This is a genomic window from Streptomyces sp. NPDC044061, from assembly GCF_056434305.1.
On the sequence record NZ_JBWKFL010000003.1, the window covers coordinates 458,304 to 481,827 of the forward strand.

Below are 23,524 nucleotides of genomic sequence, written 5' to 3' on the forward strand. Positions count from 1 at the left end.
GGAGAGCTGTTCATGTCGTTCGACGGAATCCTGAGCGTGTCCGAGGGCATCGCGACGATCGAGATCAAGGGCGAGCTGGACGCGTCCACCGCGCCCCGCTTCCACGACCTGATCGACCGGGCCGCCGAGCAGGGCGCGGTACGGCTGGAGATAGACGCCCGGCACCTCGACTTCCTGGCCAGCGCGGGTCTGCGCTCCCTGGTCTTCGCCCGCCAGAAGATGGGCGACGAGGTACGCATCGCCGTGATCGGGGCCCCGGAGCCGGTGAGCCGGACCATCCGGCTGGCCGGCTTCGACCACAGCATCGAGCTGATCGACGCCTGAGAGGGGCCACGAAATGGCGATCGACTCCGGGGCCGCGTCGGCCAAACACACCGCCGGACAGGAGTGGTGCGACCTGCCGCTCGCCGCGCGGACCGCGGCCGGCCTGCGGATCCCGGCCGACCTCGAATCCCTGGACCTGGTCGCCCGGTTCGTCCTGGAGCTCGGGCGGTCGGGCCGGCTGAGCAGCAGCGAGACCTACCGGCTGCGGCTGGCGGCCGACGAGCTGGCCACCAACATCGTCATGCACGGCTACTGCGGAGCGCCCGGTGACATCTGCGTGGACGGCGGGGTCGCCCCCGACCGGGTGTGGGTGCGCTTCGCCGACGACGCCCCGGCCTTCGATCCACGCGGCGGCATGAAGGCGCCCGACCTGGAGGTGCCGCTGGCCCGGCGTGCCGTCGGCGGGCTCGGGGTGTTCCTGGCGCTGACGGCGGTGGACCGCTTCGACTACGAGCTGGTGGCGGGGCGCAACGTCAGCACGCTGACGATCCACCGCGACCACCACGGATAGATGAGACGAGATGTCACAGACGAAGGTGCTGCTCCTTGATGAACACCGCCGGGCCCCGGCCGAGTTGCTGGCGACCCTCGACGCGCTGCGGTTCGAGGTCCGCCGCCGCACCCCGGGCGAGGCGCTCGCGCTGGCGCCGGGCGAGCTGGGGGAGACCGAGGTGCTGCTCGTCTCCGCCCGGCTCGCGCCGGCCACGGTGAAGGCGGTCGTGCGGCGGCTGGACGACGAGGGGCGGCAGCCGACCGTCGTGGCGTTCGCGGACCACGATCTCCACCTGCTCGGAGGTCACGTCCAGGCGGGCTCCGACTATCTCGTGCCACCGTTCCATCCCGAACTGGTCCGCGCCCGGCTGCGCAACTGCCATGAGCGCGCCGAGTTCAGCCGCACCCTGGAGGACGTGACCGCCCACGCCGAACTGCTCAGCTACGAGAGGGAGCTGGAGATCGGCCGGGAGATCCAGCTCGGCTTCCTGCCGGACACCCTGCCCAGCCCGGACGACTGGGAGATAGACGTACGCTTCCGGCCGGCCCGCACCGTCGCCGGGGACTTCTACGACGTCTTCGAACTGGTCAACCGGCGCAGGCTGGCCCTGGTCGTGGCCGACGTCTGCGACAAGGGCGTGGGCGCCGCCCTGTTCATGGCGCTGATCCGCAGCCTGCTGCGGCACACCGCGGAGCAGAGCGGGCTGCAGAGCCTGATCGCCGCCGACGTGCTGAACGAGTCCACCGTCTGGGAGGAGCAGACCCGCGCGATCCCCGTCGTCGGGGCCACCCCGCTGCTGAACGCGGTGGTGGGCACCAACAACTACCTGACCCGCAACCACATCCGGCAGGGCTACTTCGCCACCCTCTTCTTCGGCGTCCTCGACCCGCTCACCGGCAACCTCGTCTACATCAACGGCGGCCACAACCCGCCGGTCCTGGTCAGCGCCGACGGGGCCGAACCGGTGCTCCTGGAGCCCACCGGACCGGCGGTCGGCGTCATCCCGGACGTCACCTTCTCGCTGGGCTACGCGCAGATCAGCCCGGGCGACACCCTCTTCATCTACACCGACGGGGTGACCGAGGCGCGCTCGGAGACGGGACGGTTCTTCGGCAACGAACTGATGATCAAGCAGCTGACCGAGGCGGCGGTGCGCGGCGAGGAACTCCTCGACCACATGGACGGCGTGCTGGGCGAGTTCGTCGGCCCGGCCGAGCAGTCGGACGACATCACCATGATGGCCGTGCACCGGCGCCACTCCTGACGGAACCCCGGGTGGAGACCATGTCGCAGATCATCACCGTGCACTCGTACCGGGGCGGTACGGGCAAGTCCAGCACGGCCGCCAACCTGGCGGTGCTCCTGGCCTCCTCCGGACGCCGGGTCGCACTGGTGGACACCGACATCCAGACCCCCGCCCTGGACGTCATGTTCGGGGACGCGCTCGGGACGGTACGGCGCTCCCTGACCGACTACCTGATCGGGCGCTGCGAGATCGAGGACGCCGCCTACGCCGCGGAGGCGGACGCCGGGCACGACGGCTTCTTCGTGGTGCCGGCCCGCAGCCGGGCCGCCGGCATCAACGAGATCATGGGGCGCGGCTACGACGTCGGGCTGCTGCGCGAGGGCTTCGACCGGCTGATCGACTCCCTCGCCCTCGACGTGCTGCTCCTCGACACCCACGCCGGTTTCAACAACGAGACCGTGACCTCGATGGCCAGCTCGGACGCCCTGGTGGTGGTCACCCGGGCGGACCGCCTGGACATGGCGGGCGCCGCCGAGACGATGTCGCTCGCCGAACGCCTCGGCTGCGGGCAGCTGAGCGTGGCGGTGAACCAGGTGCCGGCCGGGACGGCACCGGAACCGCTGCGCGCGAAGGTGGAGAACGCCTTCGGCACCCCGATCACCGTGGCCCTGCCCTACGCCCCCGAGATGGCGGCGCTGGCCGGGGAGCGCCTGTTCAGCACCGCCTATCCGCACCATCCGCTGGTGGCGGGCTACCGCCGCATCATCGCCGAGGTGAGCAACGGGACCACGGCGCTGCGCCGGCCCGCGCCGCATCCCCCTTCCCTGCCCTGACCCCCGGTGCCTGCAAGAGCCGGGTCCACGACCTCAGAGCCGACGCGACACAGGCTCTTACTTCGGTGCCAGGAGGCATGAGCATGCAAGGCAAGCCCGACGTCCGTCGGCCGGCCCCCACCGTCGGCCGGATACCCGTGCGGGACGTCCGCCCCCAGGTGGACGCGGGCCGCCGCCCCGCCCGTGCCGTGCCGGGCGAGTTGTTCGAGGTGTCCGCCACCGTCTTCCGGGAGGGACACGACGCGGTCGCCGCGAACGTCGTCCTGACCGGTCCGGACGGCCGGCCCGGCCCCTGGACGCCCATGCGCCTGATCGCGCCGGGGACCGACCGGTACGCCGCCCAGGTCTCGGCCGACCGGGAGGGCGAGTGGACGTACCGGGTGGAGGCGTGGACCGATCCCTTGGCCACCTGGCGGCACACCGCGAGGATCAAGATCCCGGCCCGGATCGACGTGGAGCTGGTCCTGGCGGAGGGCGCGTTACTGCTGGAGCGGGCGCTGCACAAGCTGCCGGCCGACGGTCCGGAGCGGGCCCGCGAGGTGCTCGCGGCGGCCCGCGACCGGCTCCTGGACGGCACCCTCGGCCCCGACGACCGGCTCGCCGCCGCGCTGGACGCCGAGGTGACCCGTGTCCTGGCCACCCGGCCGCTGCGCGAGCTGGTGACCTCCTCCGAGGAACTGCCGCTGCGCGTCGACCGCGAGCGCGCGCTGTTCGGGTCCTGGTACGAGTTCTTCCCGCGCTCCGAGGGCGCCGTGCCGGCCACGGTGAACGCCGAGGGCGTACTGGAGCCCCCGCGCGCGGGGACCCTGCGCACCGCGGCGGAACGCCTGGACGCCGTCGCCGCGATGGGCTTCGACGTGGTGTACCTGCCGCCCGTCCACCCGATCGGCACCACCCACCGCAAGGGCCGCGGCAACACCCTGGCCGCGGGCCCGCACGACCCGGGGTCGCCGTGGGCGATCGGCTCCCCGGACGGCGGCCACGACGCCGTCCACCCGGACCTCGGCACCCTGGACGACTTCGACCACTTCGTCGCCCGGGCCGGTGAGCTCGGCCTGGAGGTGGCGCTCGACTTCGCGCTGCAGTGCTCGCCCGACCACCCCTGGGTCACCGAGCACCCGGAGTGGTTCCGGCACCGGCTCGACGGCTCGATCGCCTACGCCGAGAACCCGCCGAAGAAGTACCAGGACATCTACCCCCTCGACTTCGACACCGAGCCCGAGGGGCTGTACGCGGAGTGCCTGCGCGTGCTGCGGCACTGGATGGCGCACGGCGTGCGGATCTTCCGCGTGGACAACCCGCACACCAAGCCGGTCTGGTTCTGGGAGCGGCTCATCGAGGAGGTGCACTCCACCGACCCCGACGTGCTGTTCCTCGCCGAGGCCTTCACCCGTCCCGCGATGATGCACAGCCTCGCCCGGGTCGGCTTCCACCAGTCGTACACCTACTTCACCTGGCGCAACTCCAAGGAGGAGGTGGAGTCCTACCTCGCCGAACTCGCCGGTCTCGGCGGCGAGGAGAGCGCGGCCTACCTGCGGCCGAACCTCTTCGTGAACACCCCGGACATCCTCAACGCCTTCCTGCAGTACGGCGGCCGCGCGGCCTTCGCGGTCCGCGCCGTGCTCGCCGCGACGGCCGCCCCGGCCTGGGGCGTCTACGCGGGCTACGAGCTGTACGAGAACGTGCCCGCCGGGCCCGGCAGCGAGGAGTACCTCGACTCGGAGAAGTACCAGTACCGGCCCCGGGACTGGAAGGCGGCCGACGCCTCGGGCGACACGCTCGCCCCGCTCATCACCACGCTCAACCGGCTGCGCCGGGACCATCCCGCCCTGCGCCGGCTGCGCAACCTGCGCTTCCACCGGGCGGACAACGACGCGGTGGTCTGCTTCTCCAAGCGGGTCGGGGACGACTGGGTGCTGGTGGTCCTCAACCTCGATCCGCACAGCGTGCGGGAGGCCACGGTCCACCTCGACCTGCCGGCCCTCGGCCTCGACCGCGCCGACCACTTCGACGCGCACGACGCGCTGTCCGGCGAGACGTACCGCTGGGGCCGCGACAACTACGTACGCCTCGATCCGCAGCACCAGGTCGCCCACATCATCACGGACAGGACGCGCCTCTCGTGAACCCGCCGGTTTCCCCCCACCCCGTCCGGACGGCCCCCGCACGGCTGCCGGCCACCGACCTCAGGCGCCTGACCACCGGCGAGACCAGCGATCCCCACGCGCTGCTCGGCCCGCACCCGGGACCCGGGGGCACGACCCTGCGCGTCCTCAAACCGCTCGCGGAGGCGGTGTGGGCGATCGACGCGGCCGGGGACGTGCTGGCCGAGCTGGGCCACGAGGGCGGCGGCGTCTTCTCCGGGCAACTGCCCTACGGCACCCGCGACTACCGGCTGCGGGTGCGGTACGCCGAGTGCGCCTGCGAGACGGACGACCCGTACCGCTTCCCGCCCGTGCCGGGCGAGCTGGACCTGTACCTGATCGCCGAGGGCCGGCACGAGCGGCTGTGGACCGTGCTGGGCGCGCGGGTGCTGGAGCACCGTTCCGTCACCGGCACCGCGTTCGGGGTCTGGGCGCCGAACGCCCGCGCCGTCCGGGTCGTCGGGGACTTCAACCACTGGGACGGCACCGGGCACCCCATGCGGTCGCTGGGTGCCTCGGGCGTGTGGGAGCTGTTCGTGCCGGACGCCGGCGACGGCTGCCGGTACAAGTACGAGATCCTCGGACCCGACGGCACCTGGCGGCAGAAGGCCGACCCGCTCGCCCGCTCGGCGGAGGCGGCGCCCGGCACCGCCTCCGTGGTCTTCACCTCCCGCCACCGGTGGACCGACGGCGAGTGGATGGCCGGACGCGGCCGCCGGGCCGCCGAGCGGGCGCCGATGAGCGTGTACGAGCTGCACCTCGGCTCCTGGCGGCCCGGCCGTACCTACCGCGAGCTGGCCACCGAACTGCCCGGCTACGTCAAGGCGCTGGGCTTCACCCACGTGGAGTTCCTGCCCGTCGCCGAGCACCCGTTCCGTGGCTCCTGGGGCTACCAGGTCACCTCGTACTACGCGCCCATGGCCGCGCTCGGCACCCCCGACGACTTCCGGTACCTGGTCGACGCCCTGCACCGGGCCGGCATCGGCGTGATCCTCGACTGGGTGCCGGCGCACTTCCCGAAGGACGACTGGGCGCTGGCCCGGTTCGACGGCGCCCCTCTGTACGAGCACCCCGACCCGCGGCGCGGCGAACACCCGGACTGGGGCACCCTCGTCTTCGACTACGGCCGCGAGCAGGTGCGCAACTTCCTGGTCGCCAACGCCCTGTACTGGTGTACCGAGTTCCATGTGGACGGCCTCCGGGTGGACGCCGTCGCCTCGATGCTCTACCTCGACTACTCGCGCCCCGAGGGCGGCTGGCTGCCCAACGCCTACGGCGGCCGGGAGCATCTCGAGGCGGTGGAGTTCCTGCAGGAGATGAACGCCGCCGTCTACCGCAGCTGCCCCGGGGTGGTCACCGTCGCCGAGGAGTCCACCGCCTGGGAGGGCGTGACCCGGCGCACCGACCATGGCGGGCTCGGCTTCGGGTTCAAGTGGAACATGGGCTGGATGCACGACTCCCTGCTCTACATGGGCAAGGACCCGGTGCACCGGCAGTACCACCACCACGCGCTGACGTTCCCCATGGTGTACGCCTACGCCGAGAACCATCTGCTGCCGGTCAGCCACGACGAAGTGGTGCACGGCAAGGGCTCGTTGCTCGGGAGGATGCCCGGCGACCCCTGGCAGCGGTTCGCCAACGTGCGGGCGTACCTCGCCCTCATGTGGGGCTTCCCCGGCAAGCATCTGCTCTTCATGGGACAGGAGTTCGCCCAGGAGAGCGAGTGGTCGCACGACGCCGGCCTCGACTGGGCCGCCCTCGTGCACGCCCCGCACGCGGGCGTGCGCGACCTGGTACGCGACCTCAACGCGCACTACCTCGCGATCCCCGCCCTGTGGCGCCTGGACGCCGACCCCGCGGGTTTCCGCTGGCTGGACGCCGACGCGGCCGAGGACAACGTGTACTCCTTCGTCCGCCACGACACCGACGGCACCCCCCTGGTGTGCGTGCACCACTTCGGACCGGGTGTGCGCCACCGCTACCGCATCGGCCTGCCCGCCGACGGCGAGTGGACCGAGATCCTCAACACCGACGCCCACCGCTACGGCGGCTCGGGCGTGGTCAACCCCGGGCCGATGCGGGCCCGCCGGAACCCCTGGCAGGGCCAGGAATTCAGCACCGAGGTCACCCTGCCGCCCCTCGGCGTCATCTGGCTGCGGCCGCGACGCGTGGCCGCGGGCGGCGAACGACACGAAGAGGGGACGTACGCATGAGCGAGTACCTGTGGGACGAGTACCGGCGCATCCTCGAGGGGGCGCGCACGATCGCGGTCGTGGGCGCCTCCGCCGAGCCGGGCAAGTCCGCCCACGAGATCCCGGCCCATCTGCGGCGCAAGGGCTTCAACGTCATCCCGGTCAACCCGCACCACCGCGAGGTGCTCGGCCGGCCGGCCTTCGCCTCGCTGCTCGACATCGGTGAACCGGTCGACATCGTCGACGTCTTCCGGCCGGCGCCCGAGACCCCCGCCGTGGCCCGGCAGGCCCTCGCGATCGGGGCGCGCTCCCTGTGGCTGCAGCTCGGCATCGTCTCCGACGAGGCCCGGAACATCGCCGAGGCGGGCGGCCTGCGCGTGGTCATGAACCGCTGCCTCGGCGCGGTGCACGCGGAGCTGGAGCTGGCCGGGGCCCTGAGCCGCACCACCTGAGGAGGGGACCCGTCCATGAGGATCGCCGACACCATCGTCGTGGGGGGCGGCCCGGCCGGTCTCTCCGCGGCGCTCTACCTGGCCCGCTACAACCGCGAGGTCCTGGTCTTCGACACCGGCCACGGGCGCTCCACGCACCACCAGACCAACCACAACTACCTCGGCTTCCCCGAGGGCATCCCGACCGTGGACCTGCGCAAGCTCGGCCGGGAGCAGCTCGGCCGCTACCCGGGCGCCCTGGTTCTGCACCACCTGATCACGCATGCCGAGGGCGATGCCGAGCGGGGCTTCACGGTCCGCTCCCAGGGGCACTCCTGGCGGGCCCGGTCCCTCGTGCTGGCCACCGGTGTCCTCGACCACTTCCCGCACTTCGCGGGCTGGGAGTCGTACGTCGGCCGGTCGATGTTCTGGTGCATCACCTGCGACGGGTACGAGAACCGGGGGCACAGCATCCTGGTCGTCGGCCACACCGACGCGGCCGCGGGGGAGGCCATGCAGCTGCACAGTCTCACCGACCGGGTGCGGCTGCTGACGAACAGCGCGAGCGACGAGATCAGCCCGAAGTTCCGGCGCCGTCTGCAGGGCGCCGGCATCCCGGTGGTGCACGACCGGATCGGGGAGGTCGAGGGCGCGGACGGGATCCTCTCCGCGGTGGTGACCCGCGCGGGCCGACGGCTGGAGCTGGACGCCCTCTTCTCCATCCAGGGCGCCACCCCCGAGACCACGCTCGCCCGGCAGCTCGGCGTCCGGCTCGCCCCCACCGGATACGTCCAGGTGGATTCCGAGCAGAAGACCAGTGTGCCGGGCGTCTACGCGGCCGGCGACCTCACCGCGCTGCACTCCCACCAGGTGACGGCGGCCGTCCACGAGGGAGCACAGGCGGCGTCGGCCGCCAACTACTTCCTGCATCCGCCGGAGCTGAAGGCGGACTGAGGTCACACACGGCTCAGCGGCGGGCGCCCTGGATCTGGGCGGCCGCCTCGGCCAGTCGGGACAGGTCGTCCTCGGTCAGGGTGATGTCCGCGGCGGCCGTGTTCTGCTCCAGGTAGCCGACCCGCTTGGTGCCCGGGATGGGAACGATGTCGCCGCCCTGGGCGTGCACCCAGGCCAGCGCGATCTGGCCGGGCTGCACCTCGTGGGCGGCGGCGATCTCCCGGATCACGTCCACGACCTTCTGGTTGGCGTCCAGGTTGTCCTGCGAGAACCGGGGCAGGTTGCGGCGCATGTCGTTCGCGGCCATGGTGTCCTGGCTGGTGACCGCGCCGGTCAGGAAGCCCCGGCCGAGCGGCGAGAAGGGCACCACGCCGATGCCCAGCCGGCGGGCCGTGGGCAGGACCCCCGCCTCGAGCTCGCGGCTCCACAGCGAGTACTCGCTCTGCACGGCCGTGATCGGGTGCACGGCGTGGGCGCGGTCGAGCTCGTCGGCGGTCACCTCCGAGACGCCGATGTAGCGGACCTTGCCCGCCTCCACCAGCTCCGCCATGGCGCCGACGGACTCCTCGACGGGGGTCTTCGGGTCGACCCGGTGCAGGTAGTACAGGTCGACGTGGTCCACGCCGAGCCGTTCCAGCGACTCGTCGATGCAGCGCCGGATGTAGTCCGGGTCGGCCCGCAGCACCATGCCCGCGCCGGGCTTCACGTCGACGATGCCGCACTTGGTGGCGAGGACGACCTCGTCCCGGCGCTCCCGCAGCGCGTACCCGACCAGCTTCTCGTTGGCGCCGACGCCGTACAGGCCGGTCGCCCCGTACACGTTGGCCGTGTCGAACAGAGTGACGCCCAGATCGAGGGCCCGGTGGATGGTCCTGATCGACTCCTCGTCGTTGCCGACTCCGTACGACTGGCTCATGCCCATGCAGCCGAGCCCCTGCGCGGAGACTCGCAGACCCTGGCTGCCCAGAGCGACCTGACGCATCAGTGTTTCCCTTCGTGGTGGTGGAACCAGTGGCTGAGCCGGCGGCCCACCGCGTGGCCGCCGGTCAGCAGGTACAAGGCCTGGGCGAGCCCGGTGCGGCGGCCGTGCCGCACCCACAGGAAGTGGTGGTGGGGCCGGCTGTCGTGCGGGTTCGGAAGTGCATAGACCAGGACGAACGAGACCAGCGTAAGCGCCGCCATGAGCAACAGGGCGGATTGATACGCGACTTGGTAACGGCTTGACGCTCCGGCCACGCCCGGGCGGGCACCGAGGACGGAGAAGACCGTGCCGATTCCGGCCACCCCGAGGGCCTGGCCGATCTGGAACGCGGTGGTCAGGGCACCCGACGCGGAGCCCTTGTCGGTGGGGCGGATGCCGGTCAGGACGATCCCGATCAGCGGGGACATCGTCAGGCCCTGGGCCGTGCCGACCAGCAGCAGCGGCAGCGCCAGCTCGCCCGCCGACAGGCCGGACCCGGCGCCGCGCACGGTGGCCCAGGCGGCGGTCAGGCCGCCGAGCAGCAGGACGTGCCCGAGGACCAGCACGGCCCGGCCCAGCCGCGGGACGAGCCGGGGCACCACCAGGGACGAGGCGAAGAAAGCGATGCCGACCGGGGCGAAGGCGAGCCCCGCCTGCAGCGGGTTGAGGCCGAGGCCGACCTGGAAGGTCAGCGAGGTGTAGACGGCGAGGCCGACGATGGTGATGAAGTACAGGACGCCGATCGCGATGCCCACGCCGAACGCGCGCTGTGCGAAGAGGGACGGGCGCAGCAGCGGGGTGCGGCCGATGCGGTCCAGGTGCCGCTCGTAGCGGATGAAGACGGTGAACGCGGGCACGGCGGCGGCGAACATCGCCCACGTCCACCAGGCCCAGCCGGCCCCAGGGCCGACCAGCAGCGGCAGCACGAGCAGCAGCAGGGCGCCGCCGAGCAGACCGGTGCCGGCCAGGTCCAGGTGGGGCCGGCCGGCCGGCTGGTCCCGGGCCATGACCCGGCGGCCGGTGAGCAGCGCCGCGGTACCGAGCGGGACCAGCACCAGGAAGGCGGGGCGCCAGGCGAGCCCGGCCAGGTTCAGCTGGATCAGCGCGCCGCCGACCAGCTGGCCGACGACGATGGCCACGCCGATGGTGGCGCCGAACAGGCCCAGTGCGAAGTTGCGTTCGGCGCCCTCGAAGGTGTCCTGGATGATCGACAGGATCTGCGGGTAGATCAGCGCGGCGCCGAAGCCCTGCACCAGACGGGCGCCGATGAGGACGGGCGCGTCGGGTGCGAGGCCGCTGACCAGGACGGCGGCGGTGAACAGCACGAGGCCCCAGAGCAGCACGCGGCGGCGGCCCAGCACGTCGCCCAGCCGGCCGCCCGTGATCAGGAAGACGGCGTACACCAGCCCGTACCCGGCCACCACGAACTGCACGGCCCCGAACCCGACGTGCAGGGTCTCCTGGAGGGAGGGCATCGCGAGGTTGGCGATGGAGACGCCGCCGACGACCAGGAAGGTGCAGGTGAGTCCGACGGCCAGGACGAACCAGCGGGCGGCGCCCGTCGGCGCCGCCGGCTGCGGGACGAGGACGGCCACGGCGTCGTGGTCCGCCACCGCCACGGCGTCGTCGTCGGCCGCCTCTCCGGTCACGGGTGCCGTCATGCGTCCGCCAGGGCCTCGACCGTGGCCACCGCCGTGTCCGTGGCGGACGCCGGGTTCTGGCCGGTGACCAGGCGGCCGTCGCGCACCGCGTGCGCGGCGAACTCGGGGGCCGCCTCGTGCTTGCCGCCCAGCTCCTCCAGCGCGGTCTGCAGCGCGAACGGGACGACGCCGGTCAGGCCCACGGCGGCCTCCTCGGCGTTGCTGAAGGCGGTCAGCCGCTTGCCGTCCACCAGCGGGCGGCCGTCGGAGAGCCGCACCCCGACCAGGGCCGCCGGGCCGTGGCAGAGCGCCGCGACCACGCCGCCCGCCTCGTAGATGTCGCGGGCGAGCGCGGACAGGGCCGGGTTGCCGGGGAAGTCCCACATGGTGCCGTGGCCGCCGGCGAAGAAGATCGCGTCGTAGGCGGACGGGTCCACGTCCTCCGGGCGGAGCGTGTCGGCGAGTTTCGCGGTCATCCCGGGGTCTTCGAGGAACGCCTTCTGGACCGGGTCGCTCAGGTCGGTCCCGGAGGCCGGGGGACGGCCGCCGCGCACGGACGCGAGATCGACCTGGTGGCCCGCCTCGGTGAACACCCGCCAGGGATGGGCGACCTCGGGCATGTAGTAGCCGGTGCTGCGGCCGGTGTCGCCCAGCTCCGCGTGGCTGGTGAGGACGATGAGGACCCTCTTCGTACGGGACATGGTCTCTCTCCTGCGGGGGACTTCAGGCCTGGGAGGCGGCGAGGTTGCGGAAGCGGGGGCCGTAGAACACCGGCTGGTCGAGGTCGCTGTACTGGTGCAGGAAGCCGAACTCGGCCGGGTACAGGCGCGGCAGGTCGTCGATGAGCGCCTGCGGGATCCGGCGCTGCATGAACGTGAAGGACGAGAACACCCGCAGCTTCATCATGTTGTGGACCGCTTCGCCGAAGGTCGGCCACTGCTGCTCGGGGTCGCCGTTCCACATGGCGTCGAGGTGGGCCATCATGTCGGTGTAGTCCTGGTCGAAGACGAGCAGCGCCTCCCTGATCTCCGCGCCGTCCGGGTCCTCGGCCAGCAGCTTCTCGTAGCCGTCGGACGGGACCGCGAGGGTGTTGATCACCGAGGGCCAGCTGATCTTCGCGCCCTGGAAGTGCACGGCCTCGGTCTCGGGGGTCAGCGGCACCGCCGGCTCCGGCTCGCGGTAGGTGCGCCCGTACCAGAGCTCCGCGAACTTCCCGTAGTGGGACTCCTCGTTCTGGTAGGCGGCACCGGCCCGGATCGTCCCGCTGGACGCGCCCTCACCCTGCTCCAGGATCTCGTCGATGCCCTCGAGCAGCTGGTCCACCGGGTCCACGCCCGGCGTCGGCACGATGGTCTTGAAGCCGATGTTGTCGCCGACCTGGTTGGCGACCCCGCCCCCCTGCACGGCGGCGCGGAGTTCTGCCGCGTTGGCGACGATGGCGTCCCTGATCTGGGCGTAGAGCTTGCCGATCGTCGGGAAGTCCTCGTGTCCGTACTCCTCGGGCAGCAGGAACAGCGGGGACTCCAGCCGCATGAAGTTGCGCAGCTGCGCCTTGGAGAGCCTGGCGAGCCCGATGTGCAGGTCCGGCTCCACACCGCCGGGCAGGCCGTGCGACGGGAACTTCGGGTCGAGGTCCTTGATCCTGGGCCGGCCGCCGATCGCGGCGAGCATGTTGGCGGCGATGGACATGTGCACCATCTCCTCCATCAGCACGCTGCGGATCGCGTTGTAGCTGGTGAAGTTCTGCACCTCCAGCGAGAGCATCGCCGCGGTGTAGATGGGCAGGGTCGAGTGCTCCAGCTCGATCGCCGTCTGCAGCGCGGAGCGGATCCAGGCGACGTTGCGCCGGACCGGGGCCTTGACGGTCTCGTCCTGGGCGGTGGTCATGGCTCGCTACCTTTCGTCGGGTGGGTGGGGCGAGAGGGGGAAGTGACGTGTGCCGCCGCGCCGTTCAGGCGTCCCGCGCGGCCTTCGGCCGGCTGAGCAGGCCCACCACGAGCAGCGAGCCGAGGCCGAGCACCACGACGCCGAGGCCGATCCGGTGCATCGAGCCCAGCGTGCCGAGCACGGCGACGCCGAGCGCCGAGCCGGCCTGGCGGGAGGCGTTCAGCGCGCCCTGGGCGGTGGCGGCGAAGCGCTGCGGCGCGGCCGTCGCCATGTCGGCGGTGGAGGCGGGGATCGCGGTGGTGGCGCACAGCGCGAGGGCCAGCTGGGCCGCGACGAGCAGCGCGAGCGGGGTCTCGGTCCCGGAGAACGACAGGATCGTGCCGGAGAGGGCACCGGCGGCGAGGCCGAAGAGGATGAGCGGCCTGGTCCCGATCTTCGCGACCAGGCGGCCGGTGAAGAACGGCAGCACCGCGAGCGGCAGCGTCATGGGCAGGAACGCGAGTCCGGTCCGGAGCGCCGACATGTTCCGGTCCTCGACCATCCACTGGGTCATCGCGAACAGCAGCCCGTAGAAGGCGAACGAGGCGGCCGAGCCGGCCACCAGGTCGGCCCGCACCCGGGTCAGCGACAGCAGCGCCGGAGGCAGCGCGGGCTCCTCGGCGCGGCGCTCCACGACGGCGAGCAGGACGAAGGCCAGTACCGCGATCAGGATGGTGGTCACCGGTACGGGACGCGCCCAGCCGTCGGTGCCGCCGTCGACGAGCCCGAAGGTGAGCGCGCCCAGGCCGATGATGGACAGCAGCAGTCCGGGGTAGTCGATCGGCCGGTGGGTGGCGGGCCGGTCGGCCGACAGCTTCCGCGCCAGCACCACGGTGATCAGCGCGATCGGCGGGTTGACGAGGAAGACCAGCTGCCAGCCGCCGAGGGCGACCAGGGCACCGCCGAGCACGGGTCCCGAGACCAGACCGAGTGCGCTGATCGCCGCCCAGGCGCCCACGGCGCGGGAGCGTTTGGCGGGGTCCGGGTACAGCCCGGCGAGCAGGGCGAGCGAGGCGGGCACCAGGCCCGCCGCGGCGACGCCCAGCAGGGCACGTCCGACGATGAGCAGCCCGGCGGAGTTCGCCGCCGCGCACAGCGCCGAGACGATGCCGAACGAGATCAGGGCCGCCCGGTAGATCCGCCGCGGCCCCCAGCGGTCCGCGATGGAACCGGCGGCCAGCATCAGGCCGGCGAACACCACGGTGTACGCGTCCACCGTCCACGGCAGCGCGCTCGCCGAGGCGTGCAGATCGTCCCGCAGGTCCGGCACCGCCACGTTCAGGATGGAGGCGTCGAGCAGGACCAGGAAGTTGCCCACGACAATGCCGATGAAACGACCAGCGGTCCGGGTGCTCCGCCGTGCCGCCCGGCGCTCGCCGGACGGCCGAGTCAGCAGCTCAGAGCTCTCAGATGTCATGGCGTCAGGCTTGCCGAGGCCCACGCGGGCGGCCAGAAACCCGGATCGACTTCGTGAACTCGGCCTGATGCGCGGGGCATCGGCGGCCGCCAGGGCTGCTCCCGCCGGCCCGCCGGGTGCCGCGGCGTCCCGTGGCGTCCTGAACGTGCGTCCGAGTTCAGGAAGTACCCACGAGTTCGCGAAGAATTCCGTTCCGCCCGGCACCCGCTTGGGAGGTCAGGAAGTATTCACCGAAGGCTCTGACGATATTCCGGGGCGCGCTAGCTTCGCCACCAGAGACCGGTAATTCCGTGCTGGGTCCGAGTGTCGGGCGAATGCCGGACCGGTATTCCGGAGTCGAGCGGAGAAGGATTCCATGACTGAGATCAAGAGCATCGCGGTACTCGCGTACGACCGATGCAGCGAGTCGGACACCATCATTCCCTGGGAGATCCTGATCGGTGTCGCGGTCTATCTGAAGGAGACGACCGGCGAGGACATCGAGGTCAAGCTGGTGGCCCTGGAGGAGGGCCCGGTCACCATGCAGATGGGCGCGCGGGTCGAGCCGCACGCGGTGCTGCAGGACGACGACCTCTACGACGTGCTGTACATCCCCGGCGGCCGCGGCTCCGGTGTCGCCACCAAGAACGAGCGGATCCTCGACACGATCCGGCACCACCACGTCAACGGAAAGTTCATCGGCGCCAACTGCGTCGGCGTCGGCATCCTGCAGCGCGCCGGCATCCTCGGCAAGACCCCGGTGACCTGCAGCCCGCCCATCTCGCGGCGGCTCAAGGAAGAGGGCGCCAACGTCGTGGAGCCGCGCCGCATGTGGCTCGGCGTGCCCGAGGACCGGATCTGGACCACCGCCGGTGCCGCCTCGATCAACGCCGGCACGCTGGCGATGGTCAACCACCTGTTCGGCGAGGAGGTCGGCCGCGAGATGTCGATGTGGTTCGACACCCGCGCCGCCGAGGGGTACTCCCTGTTCGGCCCGGTCGGCACCGAGCTGTTCAACTACCCCGAGGCCGAGGCCAAGATCCAGGACGAGACGGCGGACATCCTGCTGCCGCCGCTGCACTGACCCCCCTGCCGGCCGAGCAGACTGGAGGACCAGTGATCACGTGCACCACCGTCCTGGACGTCGCCGAGGGCAGCGAGGAGCCCTTCGAGAAGCTGCTGAAGCTCCTGGTGAAGCAGGTCAGGGAGAACGAGCCCGGCACCCCGGTGTTCGAGTTCGTACGGCACCGGACCACGCCCCGCAAGTACCTGGTCGTCGAGCAGTACGTGGACGACGCGGCGCTCGCCGAGCACAGCGCCAAGCAGTACCTGGCGGAAATCGTCCCGGAGATGCTGACGTACCTCGCGCAGCCGCCGCAGCTCGACGCGTACGTCCCGGTCGAGCAGTGAACGGGAAATTCAGGGAGCGGACATGAGCGAGCAGCCGTATTTCCATATCGGCGTGGTCGTCCCCGATCTGGAGAAGGCGATCGAATACTACTCGCGGATACACGGGCTGGAATTCACCAAGCCCGCGCACGTGACGAATCCGCGACTCGAGGATCCGCACCCGCACGAGCAGGTCGTGCATGTGGCCTTCTCGAAACAGGGTCCGCCCTACTACGAGTTGATCGAGTCCGACGGGGACGAGGGAATCTTCTCGTCCGCCAAGGAGGGCCGGATCCTCTATCTGGGTCTCTGGGAGCCGGACATGGAGGGCCGCCTCGAGGCGCTCGAGGCCGAGGGGATCGGCGTCGAGGCGGTGTCCCGGAGCGCGGAGGGCGCCACCCCGGGCTGGATCATCACGGAACCCGACGCCCTGGGGGTCCGGTACGAGTACGTCGATCTCGCGGAGAAGCAGGCCATCGAGACCTGGATCGAGACCGATGAGTTCCCGGGTCTGTGAAGGCGGACCCCGGTAGCGGTTCGGAGAGGGAGAACCCATGAAGTATGACCACATAGTCGTCGGCGCGGGCTCCTCGGGTGCCGTGCTCGCGAGCCGACTCACCGAGGACGCCGGCGTCAACGTCCTGCTCCTCGAGGCCGGACCCGACTGGGCGGACGTCTCCCAGATCCCCGGCGACATCACCAACGCGCGGACCGTGTCCGTGGAGGAGCACGACTGGGGCTACTCGGCCGAGGCCGTCCCGGGCCGTTCGCTGACGTACGCCCGGGGCAAGGTGGCCGGCGGCTGCTCGGCCGTCAACGGCGCCATCGCGCTGCGCGGCATCCCGGCGGACTACGACGAGTGGGCCCAGCTCGGCAACGACTCGTGGTCGTGGGACGAACTCCTCCCCTACTTCCGCCGGATCGAGGACGACCAGGACTTCGACGGCCCGTACCACGGCAGGGGCGGCCCCACCCCGATCGTCCGGCACACCCGCGACCAGCTGGTGCCGTTCCAGGCCGCCTACCTGGAGTCCTGCCTCGACCAGGGCTTCGGCTACGTCGAGGACCACAACGACCCGGAGTCCACCGGCGTCGGCATGATCCCCATGAACCGCCGCGGCGACCTGCGCGTCTCCACCGCGGTCGCCTACCTCACCGAGGCCCGCAAGCGGAAGAACCTCACCATCCGCCCCGGCGCCACCGTGCACCGGGTGCTCTTCGAGGGCACCAGGGCGGTCGGCGTCGAGGTGGAGACCGGCGGCCGGCTGGAGAAGGTCTACGGCGACCGCGTCACCCTGTCCGCCGGTGCGCTCAACTCGCCCGCGATCCTGCTGCGTTCCGGTGTCGGCCCGCAGGAGCGGCTGCGCGCCCTCGGGATCGAGGTCGTCCTCGACCAGCCGAACGTCGGCGAGAACCTGATCGAGCACCAGCAGATCACCGTGGGCCTGCTGCCCAAGGAGGGCGTCACCGACCCGGACGACCCGGACGTCCAGGTCCTGGTCCGCTACACCAACCCGGGCTCGCGGCAGTTCAACGACATGCAGATGTACTTCGTCAGCCGCTACGTCCCGGTCACCCACCGGCCGATCAGCGTGATGAGCGTGCTGCAGAAGCCGGAGTGCCGTGGCCGGGTCTCCCTCAGCAGCGCCGACCCCACGGTGCAGCCCGAGATCTTCCTGAACTCCTACGGCACCGACGCCGACCGCAGGATCGCCCTGGACGGGGTCCGGCAGGCCTGGGCCATCGCCAACTCCAAGCAGATCCGGGACCTCTCCAGCGGTCTGTCGGACGGGCTGACGCAGCGCCAGGTGGACGACGACACAGCGCTGCTGCGGTACATCCGGGAGAACTCCGCCACCCTGTGGCACCCGGTCGGCACCGCGAAGATGGGCCCGAGCAGCGACGGGACCGCGGTCGTGGACCAGCGGCTGCGGGTGCACGGCATCGAGAACCTGAGCGTGGTCGACGCCTCCGTGATGCCCACGCACGTCAGCGCCAACCCCAACCTGACCTGCTACGTCATCGGCGAGCGCGCCGCCGAGTGGTTCCTCGCGGACGCCTGAGCCACCCGGCCGGGTCCGGACCGCCGGCACAGCCCCGGGCGGTCCGGACCCGGCATGTACCCCGCACAGCGAAGCCAGAGGAGTTGACCCATGGCCGAAGTTTCCGACGAGGGCTCCAAGCTCGTCCGCACGTACTACGAGCAGTTCCTGACCGCCCCGGGCGATCTGAAGATCGCGGACGAGATCCTCGCCCCCGACGTGGTGTTCGACAACCCGATCTCACCGGACGGCATCCACGGCCTGCCGGCCTACAAGGAGTTCGCACTGCGCTGGTACGGCGGATTCCCGGACCGCGTCTTCACCATCGACGAGCTGCTGGAGCAGGGGGACAAGGTCGCCGCGTCCTTCACCATCACCGGCACCCACGACGGTGTGTTCATGGGCGCGGCGCCCACCGGCGAGCGCATCACGGTCCGCGGCGCGAACATCTTCCGGATCGAGGACGGACGTATCAAGGAGGTCCACGCCTTCTTCGACCCGCGCCAGCTGCTCGGCCCGCTCGGTCTGGGAGCGTGAGCCGGTGCCTGCGCCCAAGGGCCGGATCGCGGTCCTGATCGAGGAGCACTTCGACCCGTCCGAGTTCCGCGACTTCAACGCCTACTTCCCCGAGCGGGGGTACGTCGTCGACTACGTCTCCCACCTGTGGGGCCAGCCCTCGCTGACGTTCGGCAGCAACCCCGACAACGGCTACGTCGAGGAGCACGTCACCGTCACCCTCGAGGTGGGCGCGCTGGACCTGGCCGACTACGCGGGCGTGATCCTGATCGGCGCCTACGCCATGGACCGGCTGCGCTACCAGGTCGAGGTGCCGGGCCCGGGCAGCCGCAACAAGGCGCCCGCCGTGGAGTTCCTGCGCGCCGCGATGGCCGCGCCCGGGCTGAAGGTCGGCACCATCTGCCACTCGCTGTGGCTGCTGTGCGCCGACCGCGCCCTGCTGGCCGACCGCAGGGTGACCTGTGCCCACAACATCGTCTGCGACGTGGAGAACGCCGGCGCCGAGATCGTCTACGCGGGCAACGGCACCGCGGACCTGGTGATCGACGGCGACCTGATCACGGCCAAGCACCCGCAGGTGACCCGGGAGTTCATGGCCGCCTTCGTCCGCGAGATCGAGGCGGCGGCCTGAACCCCGGGGCACCGCCCCACACCTACGTTACGGAGAGTGTCATGCCGGAGCAGCAGCAGATCCGCGCCGCCGTCGAGGGGTACGCGGAGAGTTTCGCCAAGCGGGACCGGGAGCGGTTCGCCGCCCTGCTCGCCGCGGACGTGGTCCAGTACGAGCCGGTCGGCGCGCCCGCGAACCGGGGCCGGGCCGCGGTGACCGCCTTCTTCGACGGCGTCTTCGAGGTGATCGACCGGGTGGAGTTCCGCGTCACCGACGTGGTGATCTCCGGTGACGAGGCCGCGTTCACCTTCCACATCACCGCCCACAAGAAGGACGGCGGCACCGTCGAGGACCGCGGCATCGACACCTTCCGGGTCGGCGACGACGGTCTGATCACCGAGATCAAGGGCTACCACGACGACGCCCACACCCAGGTCGCCGGGGGCTGATCGGGGTGCGGGGGGTGGTGGGCGCGCCGGAGGCGGGCGGGGCGCGCGGCACGTACACCGGCAAGGTGCGCCTGCACCGGGGGCGGGTGCGGCTCAGGGTGCCCGAGGAGGGGCACCACCGGGCCGCCTCGCCCCTGGAGCTCTTCTTCGACCTGGTCTTCGTGGTGGCCGTCGCGGAGCTGACCGAGGTCCTGCTGCACGCCCCGACCTGGGCGGGGGTGCTGCGCTTCGGGGCACTGTTCGTCCCGATCTGGTGGTCCTGGGTCGGCTACTCCTTCTACGCCGACCGGTTCGACAACGACGACCGGATCTACCGGCTGATCATGATCATCGCGATGATGGCGGTGCTCTCGGTGTCGGTGGCCGTGCCCCAGGCCTTCCGGGGCACCCCCGGCGCCAAGCGGTTCGCCCTGGGCTACTTCGTCGTACGCCTGATCCTGCTCGGCCTCTACCTGCGGGCCCACTACCACGTGCCCCGGGCCCGCACCCTGACCCGGCGCTTCCTCCAGGGCTACGGTCTGGGCGCGGCCGTCTGGGGGGCCTCGGCGCTGCTGCCGGCGCCGTCCTGCTACGCGCTGTGGGGGGCGGGCCTGCTGGCCGAGCTGCTCACTCCGATCCTGTCCGCCTCCGCGGTGGCCCGGGTGCCGTTCAACGCCTCGCACATCCCGGAGAGGTTCGGCCTGTTCACCATCATCGTGCTGGGGGAGGTCGTCGCGCTCAACGCGATCGGGATCGCCGCGAGCGGACTGCGGACCGAGACCCTGGCCGTGGTGGCGGGCTCCTTCCTGATCGCCGCCTGCCAGTGGTGGCTGGTCTTCGACCACGTCGACGCCTCACCGCTGCGCAAGTGGCGGCTGACCGGCCAGGCGTACGTCTACGGCCACCTCCTCGTGCACGGCGGCATCACGGTCACCGGTGTCGGCGGACTGCTCGCCGCCCAGGCGGCCAACCGCGGTCGCGGCCACGTGGCCCTGGACGGCGGTCCGGTGCTGTGCTTCGGCATGGCCGTGTTCCTGCTCGGGGTCGGCGGCATCCACCTCCTCAACGTGGGCCTGCGGGGCGACCTGCGCGCCTGGTCCCGCCTGGGCCTGGCGGCGGCGTTCGCCCTCTTCGGCGTGGCCGGCGGCGACCTGCCCGCGCTGGTCCTGGAAGCGGTCCTGGTGGTCGGCCTGTCCTGCCAGATCCTCGTCGAGACCCGCGCTCCCGCGGTGCCCCACACCCTGCACGACTCCTGAGGACGGCGTACGACAGCACGCGGAGGGCGGGATCCGGCGACGGCCGGTCCCGCCCTCGCCCTCTACGCCTCCGCCCGCACCCGCTCCGCCGCCCCGGCCGCGCTCGCGGAGTCCGGTGTCAGCGGGCGAAGCCGGTCCAGCAGGGACAGGCCGGGGCCGACGAGTGCCGTCGTGATCAGGGCCATGAGGGTGAGGGCGAGGAGCAGGGTGCGGTCGATCAGTCCGGCCTGGTAGCCGACGGAGAGCACCACCAGCTCGGTCAGTCCCCGGGAGTTCATCAGCACCGCGAGCCGCAGCCACTCTTCGGCGGGCAGTCCGCGCAGCGCGCCCACCGCCGCGCAGCCGGCCGCCTTCACCACGCAGGCGACGACCACCAGCGCGCCGACGACGGCGACCGTGGTCCCGCTCCAGTCGAACGCGCCGAGGTCCAGCTTCTGCCCGTACCCGAGGAAGAAGCACGGCAGGAGCACCGCACCGGCCACCTTCTCCAGCGTGTCGAACGCCGGCTGGGGTCCGGGCCGCAGCCTGCCGTGCAGCAAGCCGAAGAGCAGGGCGCCGAACAACTGGTGCAGCCCCAGCGCCGCCGAGACCCCGCCGGCCAGCACCCCGCCCGCCGCCAGGAGGGGGAGCCCCGCCTCCGGCCGGCGCGCACGACGGCCCCGGCTCACCCACAACAGCGCCGCGACGGCCGCGAGTCCGCAGCCCGCGGGGACCAGCCGGTCGGCTCGTACGGCACCGGAGACCACCAGCGCCACGGTCAGCACGCACCAGGCCGCCGCGTCCCCCACGGCCGCCGCGCCCAGACTCAGCCGACCCACCCGCGTCCGGGTCAGCCCCGCCGCCTCCAGCAGCCGCGCCAGCACCGGCAAAGCCGTGACGCTCAGAGCACACCCGAGAAACAGAGCGAACCCGGCGGCCTCGCCGTGCACCCCGGCAAACCGCCCCACGGGCCCCAGGCCGAGCAACACCCCGACCACCATGGGCAACCCGAACGACACGACCGCGAGAGCAGCCACGGTCCCGGCCCGCTCGCCCCCGCCCCCACCGAACCCCTCGCTGTCGGCTGCCAACCGGCGGCCGATCCCCAGGGCGTACAGGGTCACGCCCAGTTGGGCGAGGGTGTCGAGGGCGGGGAGGGACTGGGGGCCGAAGAGGAGGTGGTGTGCTTGTGGGGCGAGGGTCCCCAGCAGCGAGGGGCCGGCCAGGATGCCGACGGTCAGCTCGGCGACGACCGGCGGCTGGCCGACCGCGCGGGCCAGCCGGCCGGCGCCGTGGGTCAGGAACAGCAGAACGGACAGGCCGAGCAGGAAGGCGGCCGTGGGGTCCAGCGGGCCCGTGGCCCCGGCGGCGCCGTCCGTCACGCCAGCACCTCGCGGTATATGTCCAGCACCCGCTCGGCCGCCGCCCGCCAGGAGAAGCGGTCCCGGGCCCGCGCCCGCCCCGCCTCACCCATCGCGCGGGCCCGCTCCGGCTCGGCCAGCAGCCGGTTCACCGCGGCGGCGAAGTCGGAGGCGAACCGCTTGGGATCCAGCGGGCTGCCCGAACCGTCCTGTTCCTGCTCGACGGGCACCAGCAGCCCGGTGACCCCGTCGGCCACCACCTCGGGAATCCCCCCGGTGGCGGTGGCCACCACGGCCGTACCGCAGGCCATCGCCTCCAGATTGACGATGCCCATCGGCTCGTACAGCGAAGGGCAGACGAACACGTCGGCGTGGGTGAGCAGTTGGCGCAGCGAGACCGTGTCCAGCATGCCGTCGACGCGGACGACCCCGCTCCTGGCCCGGCGCAGCTCGTCGACCAGCGCGGTCGTCTCCGCCGCGATCTCGGGGGTGTCCGGCTGCCCGCAGCACAGCACCAGCTGAGCCGCGGGGTCCATCTCGAAGGCGGCGCGCAGCAGATGGGGCAGTCCCTTCTGCCGGGTCACCCGGCCCACGAAGAGCACGAGCGGCCGGTCCGGATCGATGCCGTACCGTGCCGGCGCGGCCGTGCCCGGGTCGGGCCGGTGCACCTCGGTGTCGATGCCGTTGTGCACCACGTGCACCCGCTCCGGATCGACGTCCGGGTACACCCGCAGCACGTCCTCGCGCATCCCGTGCGACACGGCGACCACCGCGTCCGCCGAGGTGACGGCGGTGCGTTCCACCAGCGAGGACAGCCGGTAACCGCCCCCCAGCTGCTCCGCCTTCCACGGCCGCAGCGGTTCGAGGCTGTGCGTGGTCACCACGTGCGGGATGCCGTACAGGGTCTGGGCCAGATGGCCGGCGGCGTTCGCGTACCAGGTGTGGCTGTGCACCAGGTCGGCCCCCGCGCAGCCGGCGCCCATCTCGACGTTCGTGGCGAGGGTGCGCAGCACGGGGTGCGCGCCGTCCGCCAGACGCGGTTCCCGGTACGCGGCCACGCCCGGCTCGTCGCGCGGCTCGCCGAAGCAGCGCACTCTGAGGTCGACCAGGGTGCGCAGCTGCCGGGCCAGTTCCGTGACGTGCACGCCGGCTCCGCCGTAGACGGCCGGCGGGAATTCCTTGGTGAGCAGATCCACGCGTGTGTTCATCCGTACTTCCTGACGTCTGTGGCCGTGAGCGGCGGTTTCCGTGCGTGCCGCGGCCCGCCCTCCGGTGCGGGGGAGTCGGGGTGGAGTGCGGGGAGCGGCAGGCGGGTGCCCGGTGTGACCAGGGGATCCGCGGCCTCGTGGCGACGGGGCGGGGGAACGAGAGGCCGCGGACCTCTGATCCACGCTAGGGCGACG

The 23,524-nt window shown here is 71.9% G+C and carries 23 protein-coding genes; 16 read left to right on the plus strand and 7 right to left on the minus strand.

Annotated elements, in window-relative coordinates; translation table 11 throughout:
- Positions 1–12: 12 nt before the first annotated feature.
- From AC07CM_RS06995 to AC07CM_RS07030, 8 genes are all read left to right on the plus strand, one after another.
- Positions 13–324 carry an STAS domain-containing protein gene (locus AC07CM_RS06995; protein WP_478875280.1) on the plus strand — a complete coding sequence of 104 codons (312 nt, stop codon included), beginning with the start codon at positions 13–15 and terminating at the stop codon, positions 322–324.
- A 13-nt stretch (positions 325–337) separates the two neighbouring features.
- Positions 338–835, plus strand: coding sequence for an ATP-binding protein (locus tag AC07CM_RS07000; RefSeq protein WP_478875281.1), 498 nt, complete (start codon positions 338–340; stop codon positions 833–835).
- Between the two features lie 10 nt (positions 836–845).
- Complete coding sequence (locus AC07CM_RS07005; protein ID WP_478875282.1) at positions 846–2,081, plus strand: PP2C family protein-serine/threonine phosphatase; 1,236 nt, start codon at positions 846–848, stop codon at positions 2,079–2,081.
- Positions 2,082–2,101: 20 nt separating this feature from the next.
- Positions 2,102–2,896 carry a MinD/ParA family ATP-binding protein gene (locus tag AC07CM_RS07010; RefSeq protein WP_478875283.1) on the plus strand — a complete coding sequence of 265 codons (795 nt, stop codon included), beginning with the start codon at positions 2,102–2,104 and terminating at the stop codon, positions 2,894–2,896.
- An 83-nt stretch (positions 2,897–2,979) separates the two neighbouring features.
- On the plus strand, positions 2,980–5,022 hold the full coding sequence (locus AC07CM_RS07015) for an alpha-1,4-glucan--maltose-1-phosphate maltosyltransferase (RefSeq protein ID WP_478875337.1): 2,043 nt from the start codon (positions 2,980–2,982) through the stop codon (positions 5,020–5,022).
- The gene (gene glgB / locus AC07CM_RS07020) at positions 5,019–7,253 is read left to right on the plus strand and encodes a 1,4-alpha-glucan branching protein GlgB (RefSeq protein WP_478875284.1); all 2,235 of its coding nucleotides are present in this window, start codon (positions 5,019–5,021) and stop codon (positions 7,251–7,253) included. Before AC07CM_RS07015 ends, glgB begins: the two co-directional genes overlap by 4 nt.
- Positions 7,250–7,684: a CoA-binding protein gene (locus AC07CM_RS07025; RefSeq protein WP_478875285.1), complete on the plus strand. Its 435-nt coding sequence runs from the start codon at positions 7,250–7,252 to the stop codon at positions 7,682–7,684. Before glgB ends, AC07CM_RS07025 begins: the two co-directional genes overlap by 4 nt.
- 15 nt (positions 7,685–7,699) lie before the next feature.
- Entirely contained in the window at positions 7,700–8,617 is a 918-nt protein-coding gene (locus AC07CM_RS07030; RefSeq protein WP_478875286.1) for an NAD(P)/FAD-dependent oxidoreductase, read from the plus strand.
- A gap of 13 nt (positions 8,618–8,630) precedes the next feature.
- Here AC07CM_RS07030 and AC07CM_RS07035 read toward each other — a convergent pair whose 3' ends face one another.
- The 5 genes from AC07CM_RS07035 to AC07CM_RS07055 all read right to left on the minus strand — a co-directional run bounded on the left by AC07CM_RS07035 (position 8,631) and on the right by AC07CM_RS07055 (position 14,561).
- Entirely contained in the window at positions 8,631–9,599 is a 969-nt protein-coding gene (locus AC07CM_RS07035; protein ID WP_478875287.1) for an aldo/keto reductase, read from the minus strand.
- A complete protein-coding gene (locus AC07CM_RS07040) occupies positions 9,599–11,239 on the minus strand; it encodes an MFS transporter (protein ID WP_478875288.1) in 1,641 nt (546 codons plus the stop codon). Before AC07CM_RS07040 ends, AC07CM_RS07035 begins: the two co-directional genes overlap by 1 nt.
- Positions 11,236–11,919, minus strand: coding sequence for a type 1 glutamine amidotransferase domain-containing protein (locus AC07CM_RS07045; RefSeq protein WP_478875289.1), 684 nt, complete (start codon positions 11,917–11,919; stop codon positions 11,236–11,238). Before AC07CM_RS07045 ends, AC07CM_RS07040 begins: the two co-directional genes overlap by 4 nt.
- Positions 11,920–11,941: 22 nt before the next feature.
- The gene (locus AC07CM_RS07050; RefSeq protein WP_478875290.1) at positions 11,942–13,105 is read right to left on the minus strand and encodes a ferritin-like domain-containing protein; all 1,164 of its coding nucleotides are present in this window, start codon (positions 13,103–13,105) and stop codon (positions 11,942–11,944) included.
- A gap of 64 nt (positions 13,106–13,169) precedes the next feature.
- Positions 13,170–14,561 carry an MFS transporter gene (locus AC07CM_RS07055; protein ID WP_478875291.1) on the minus strand — a complete coding sequence of 464 codons (1,392 nt, stop codon included), beginning with the start codon at positions 14,559–14,561 and terminating at the stop codon, positions 13,170–13,172.
- 355 nt (positions 14,562–14,916) lie between these two features.
- On the opposite strand from AC07CM_RS07055, the gene AC07CM_RS07060 reads away from it, so the two are divergent.
- From AC07CM_RS07060 to AC07CM_RS07095, 8 genes are all read left to right on the plus strand, one after another.
- A complete protein-coding gene (locus AC07CM_RS07060; protein ID WP_478875292.1) occupies positions 14,917–15,624 on the plus strand; it encodes a DJ-1/PfpI family protein in 708 nt (235 codons plus the stop codon).
- 32 nt (positions 15,625–15,656) lie between these two features.
- Entirely contained in the window at positions 15,657–15,950 is a 294-nt protein-coding gene (locus tag AC07CM_RS07065; protein WP_478875293.1) for a putative quinol monooxygenase, read from the plus strand.
- 22 nt (positions 15,951–15,972) lie between these two features.
- Complete coding sequence (locus tag AC07CM_RS07070; protein WP_478875294.1) at positions 15,973–16,446, plus strand: VOC family protein; 474 nt, start codon at positions 15,973–15,975, stop codon at positions 16,444–16,446.
- Between the two features lie 37 nt (positions 16,447–16,483).
- A complete protein-coding gene (mftG, locus tag AC07CM_RS07075; RefSeq protein ID WP_478875295.1) occupies positions 16,484–17,992 on the plus strand; it encodes a mycofactocin dehydrogenase MftG in 1,509 nt (502 codons plus the stop codon).
- Between the two features lie 90 nt (positions 17,993–18,082).
- The gene (locus AC07CM_RS07080; protein ID WP_478875296.1) at positions 18,083–18,508 is read left to right on the plus strand and encodes an ester cyclase; all 426 of its coding nucleotides are present in this window, start codon (positions 18,083–18,085) and stop codon (positions 18,506–18,508) included.
- A 4-nt stretch (positions 18,509–18,512) separates the two neighbouring features.
- Positions 18,513–19,118: a DJ-1/PfpI family protein gene (locus tag AC07CM_RS07085; protein ID WP_478875297.1), complete on the plus strand. Its 606-nt coding sequence runs from the start codon at positions 18,513–18,515 to the stop codon at positions 19,116–19,118.
- 41 nt (positions 19,119–19,159) lie between these two features.
- Positions 19,160–19,546 (plus strand): nuclear transport factor 2 family protein, encoded by a 387-nt coding sequence (locus AC07CM_RS07090; protein WP_478875298.1) that lies wholly within the window; start codon positions 19,160–19,162, stop codon positions 19,544–19,546.
- A gap of 14 nt (positions 19,547–19,560) precedes the next feature.
- On the plus strand, positions 19,561–20,781 hold the full coding sequence (locus AC07CM_RS07095; protein WP_478875299.1) for a low temperature requirement protein A: 1,221 nt from the start codon (positions 19,561–19,563) through the stop codon (positions 20,779–20,781).
- Between the two features lie 62 nt (positions 20,782–20,843).
- On the opposite strand, the gene AC07CM_RS07100 is transcribed toward AC07CM_RS07095, so the two are convergent.
- Together AC07CM_RS07100 and glgA are read right to left on the minus strand one after the other, a co-directional pair.
- Positions 20,844–22,142, minus strand: a complete 1,299-nt coding sequence (locus tag AC07CM_RS07100) for a cation:proton antiporter domain-containing protein (RefSeq protein WP_478875300.1) — start codon at positions 22,140–22,142, stop codon at positions 20,844–20,846.
- Positions 22,139–23,329 (minus strand): glycogen synthase, encoded by a 1,191-nt coding sequence (glgA, locus tag AC07CM_RS07105; RefSeq protein ID WP_478875301.1) that lies wholly within the window; start codon positions 23,327–23,329, stop codon positions 22,139–22,141. The genes AC07CM_RS07100 and glgA overlap by 4 nt, the downstream gene beginning before the upstream one ends.
- Positions 23,330–23,524: the final 195 nt, after the last annotated feature.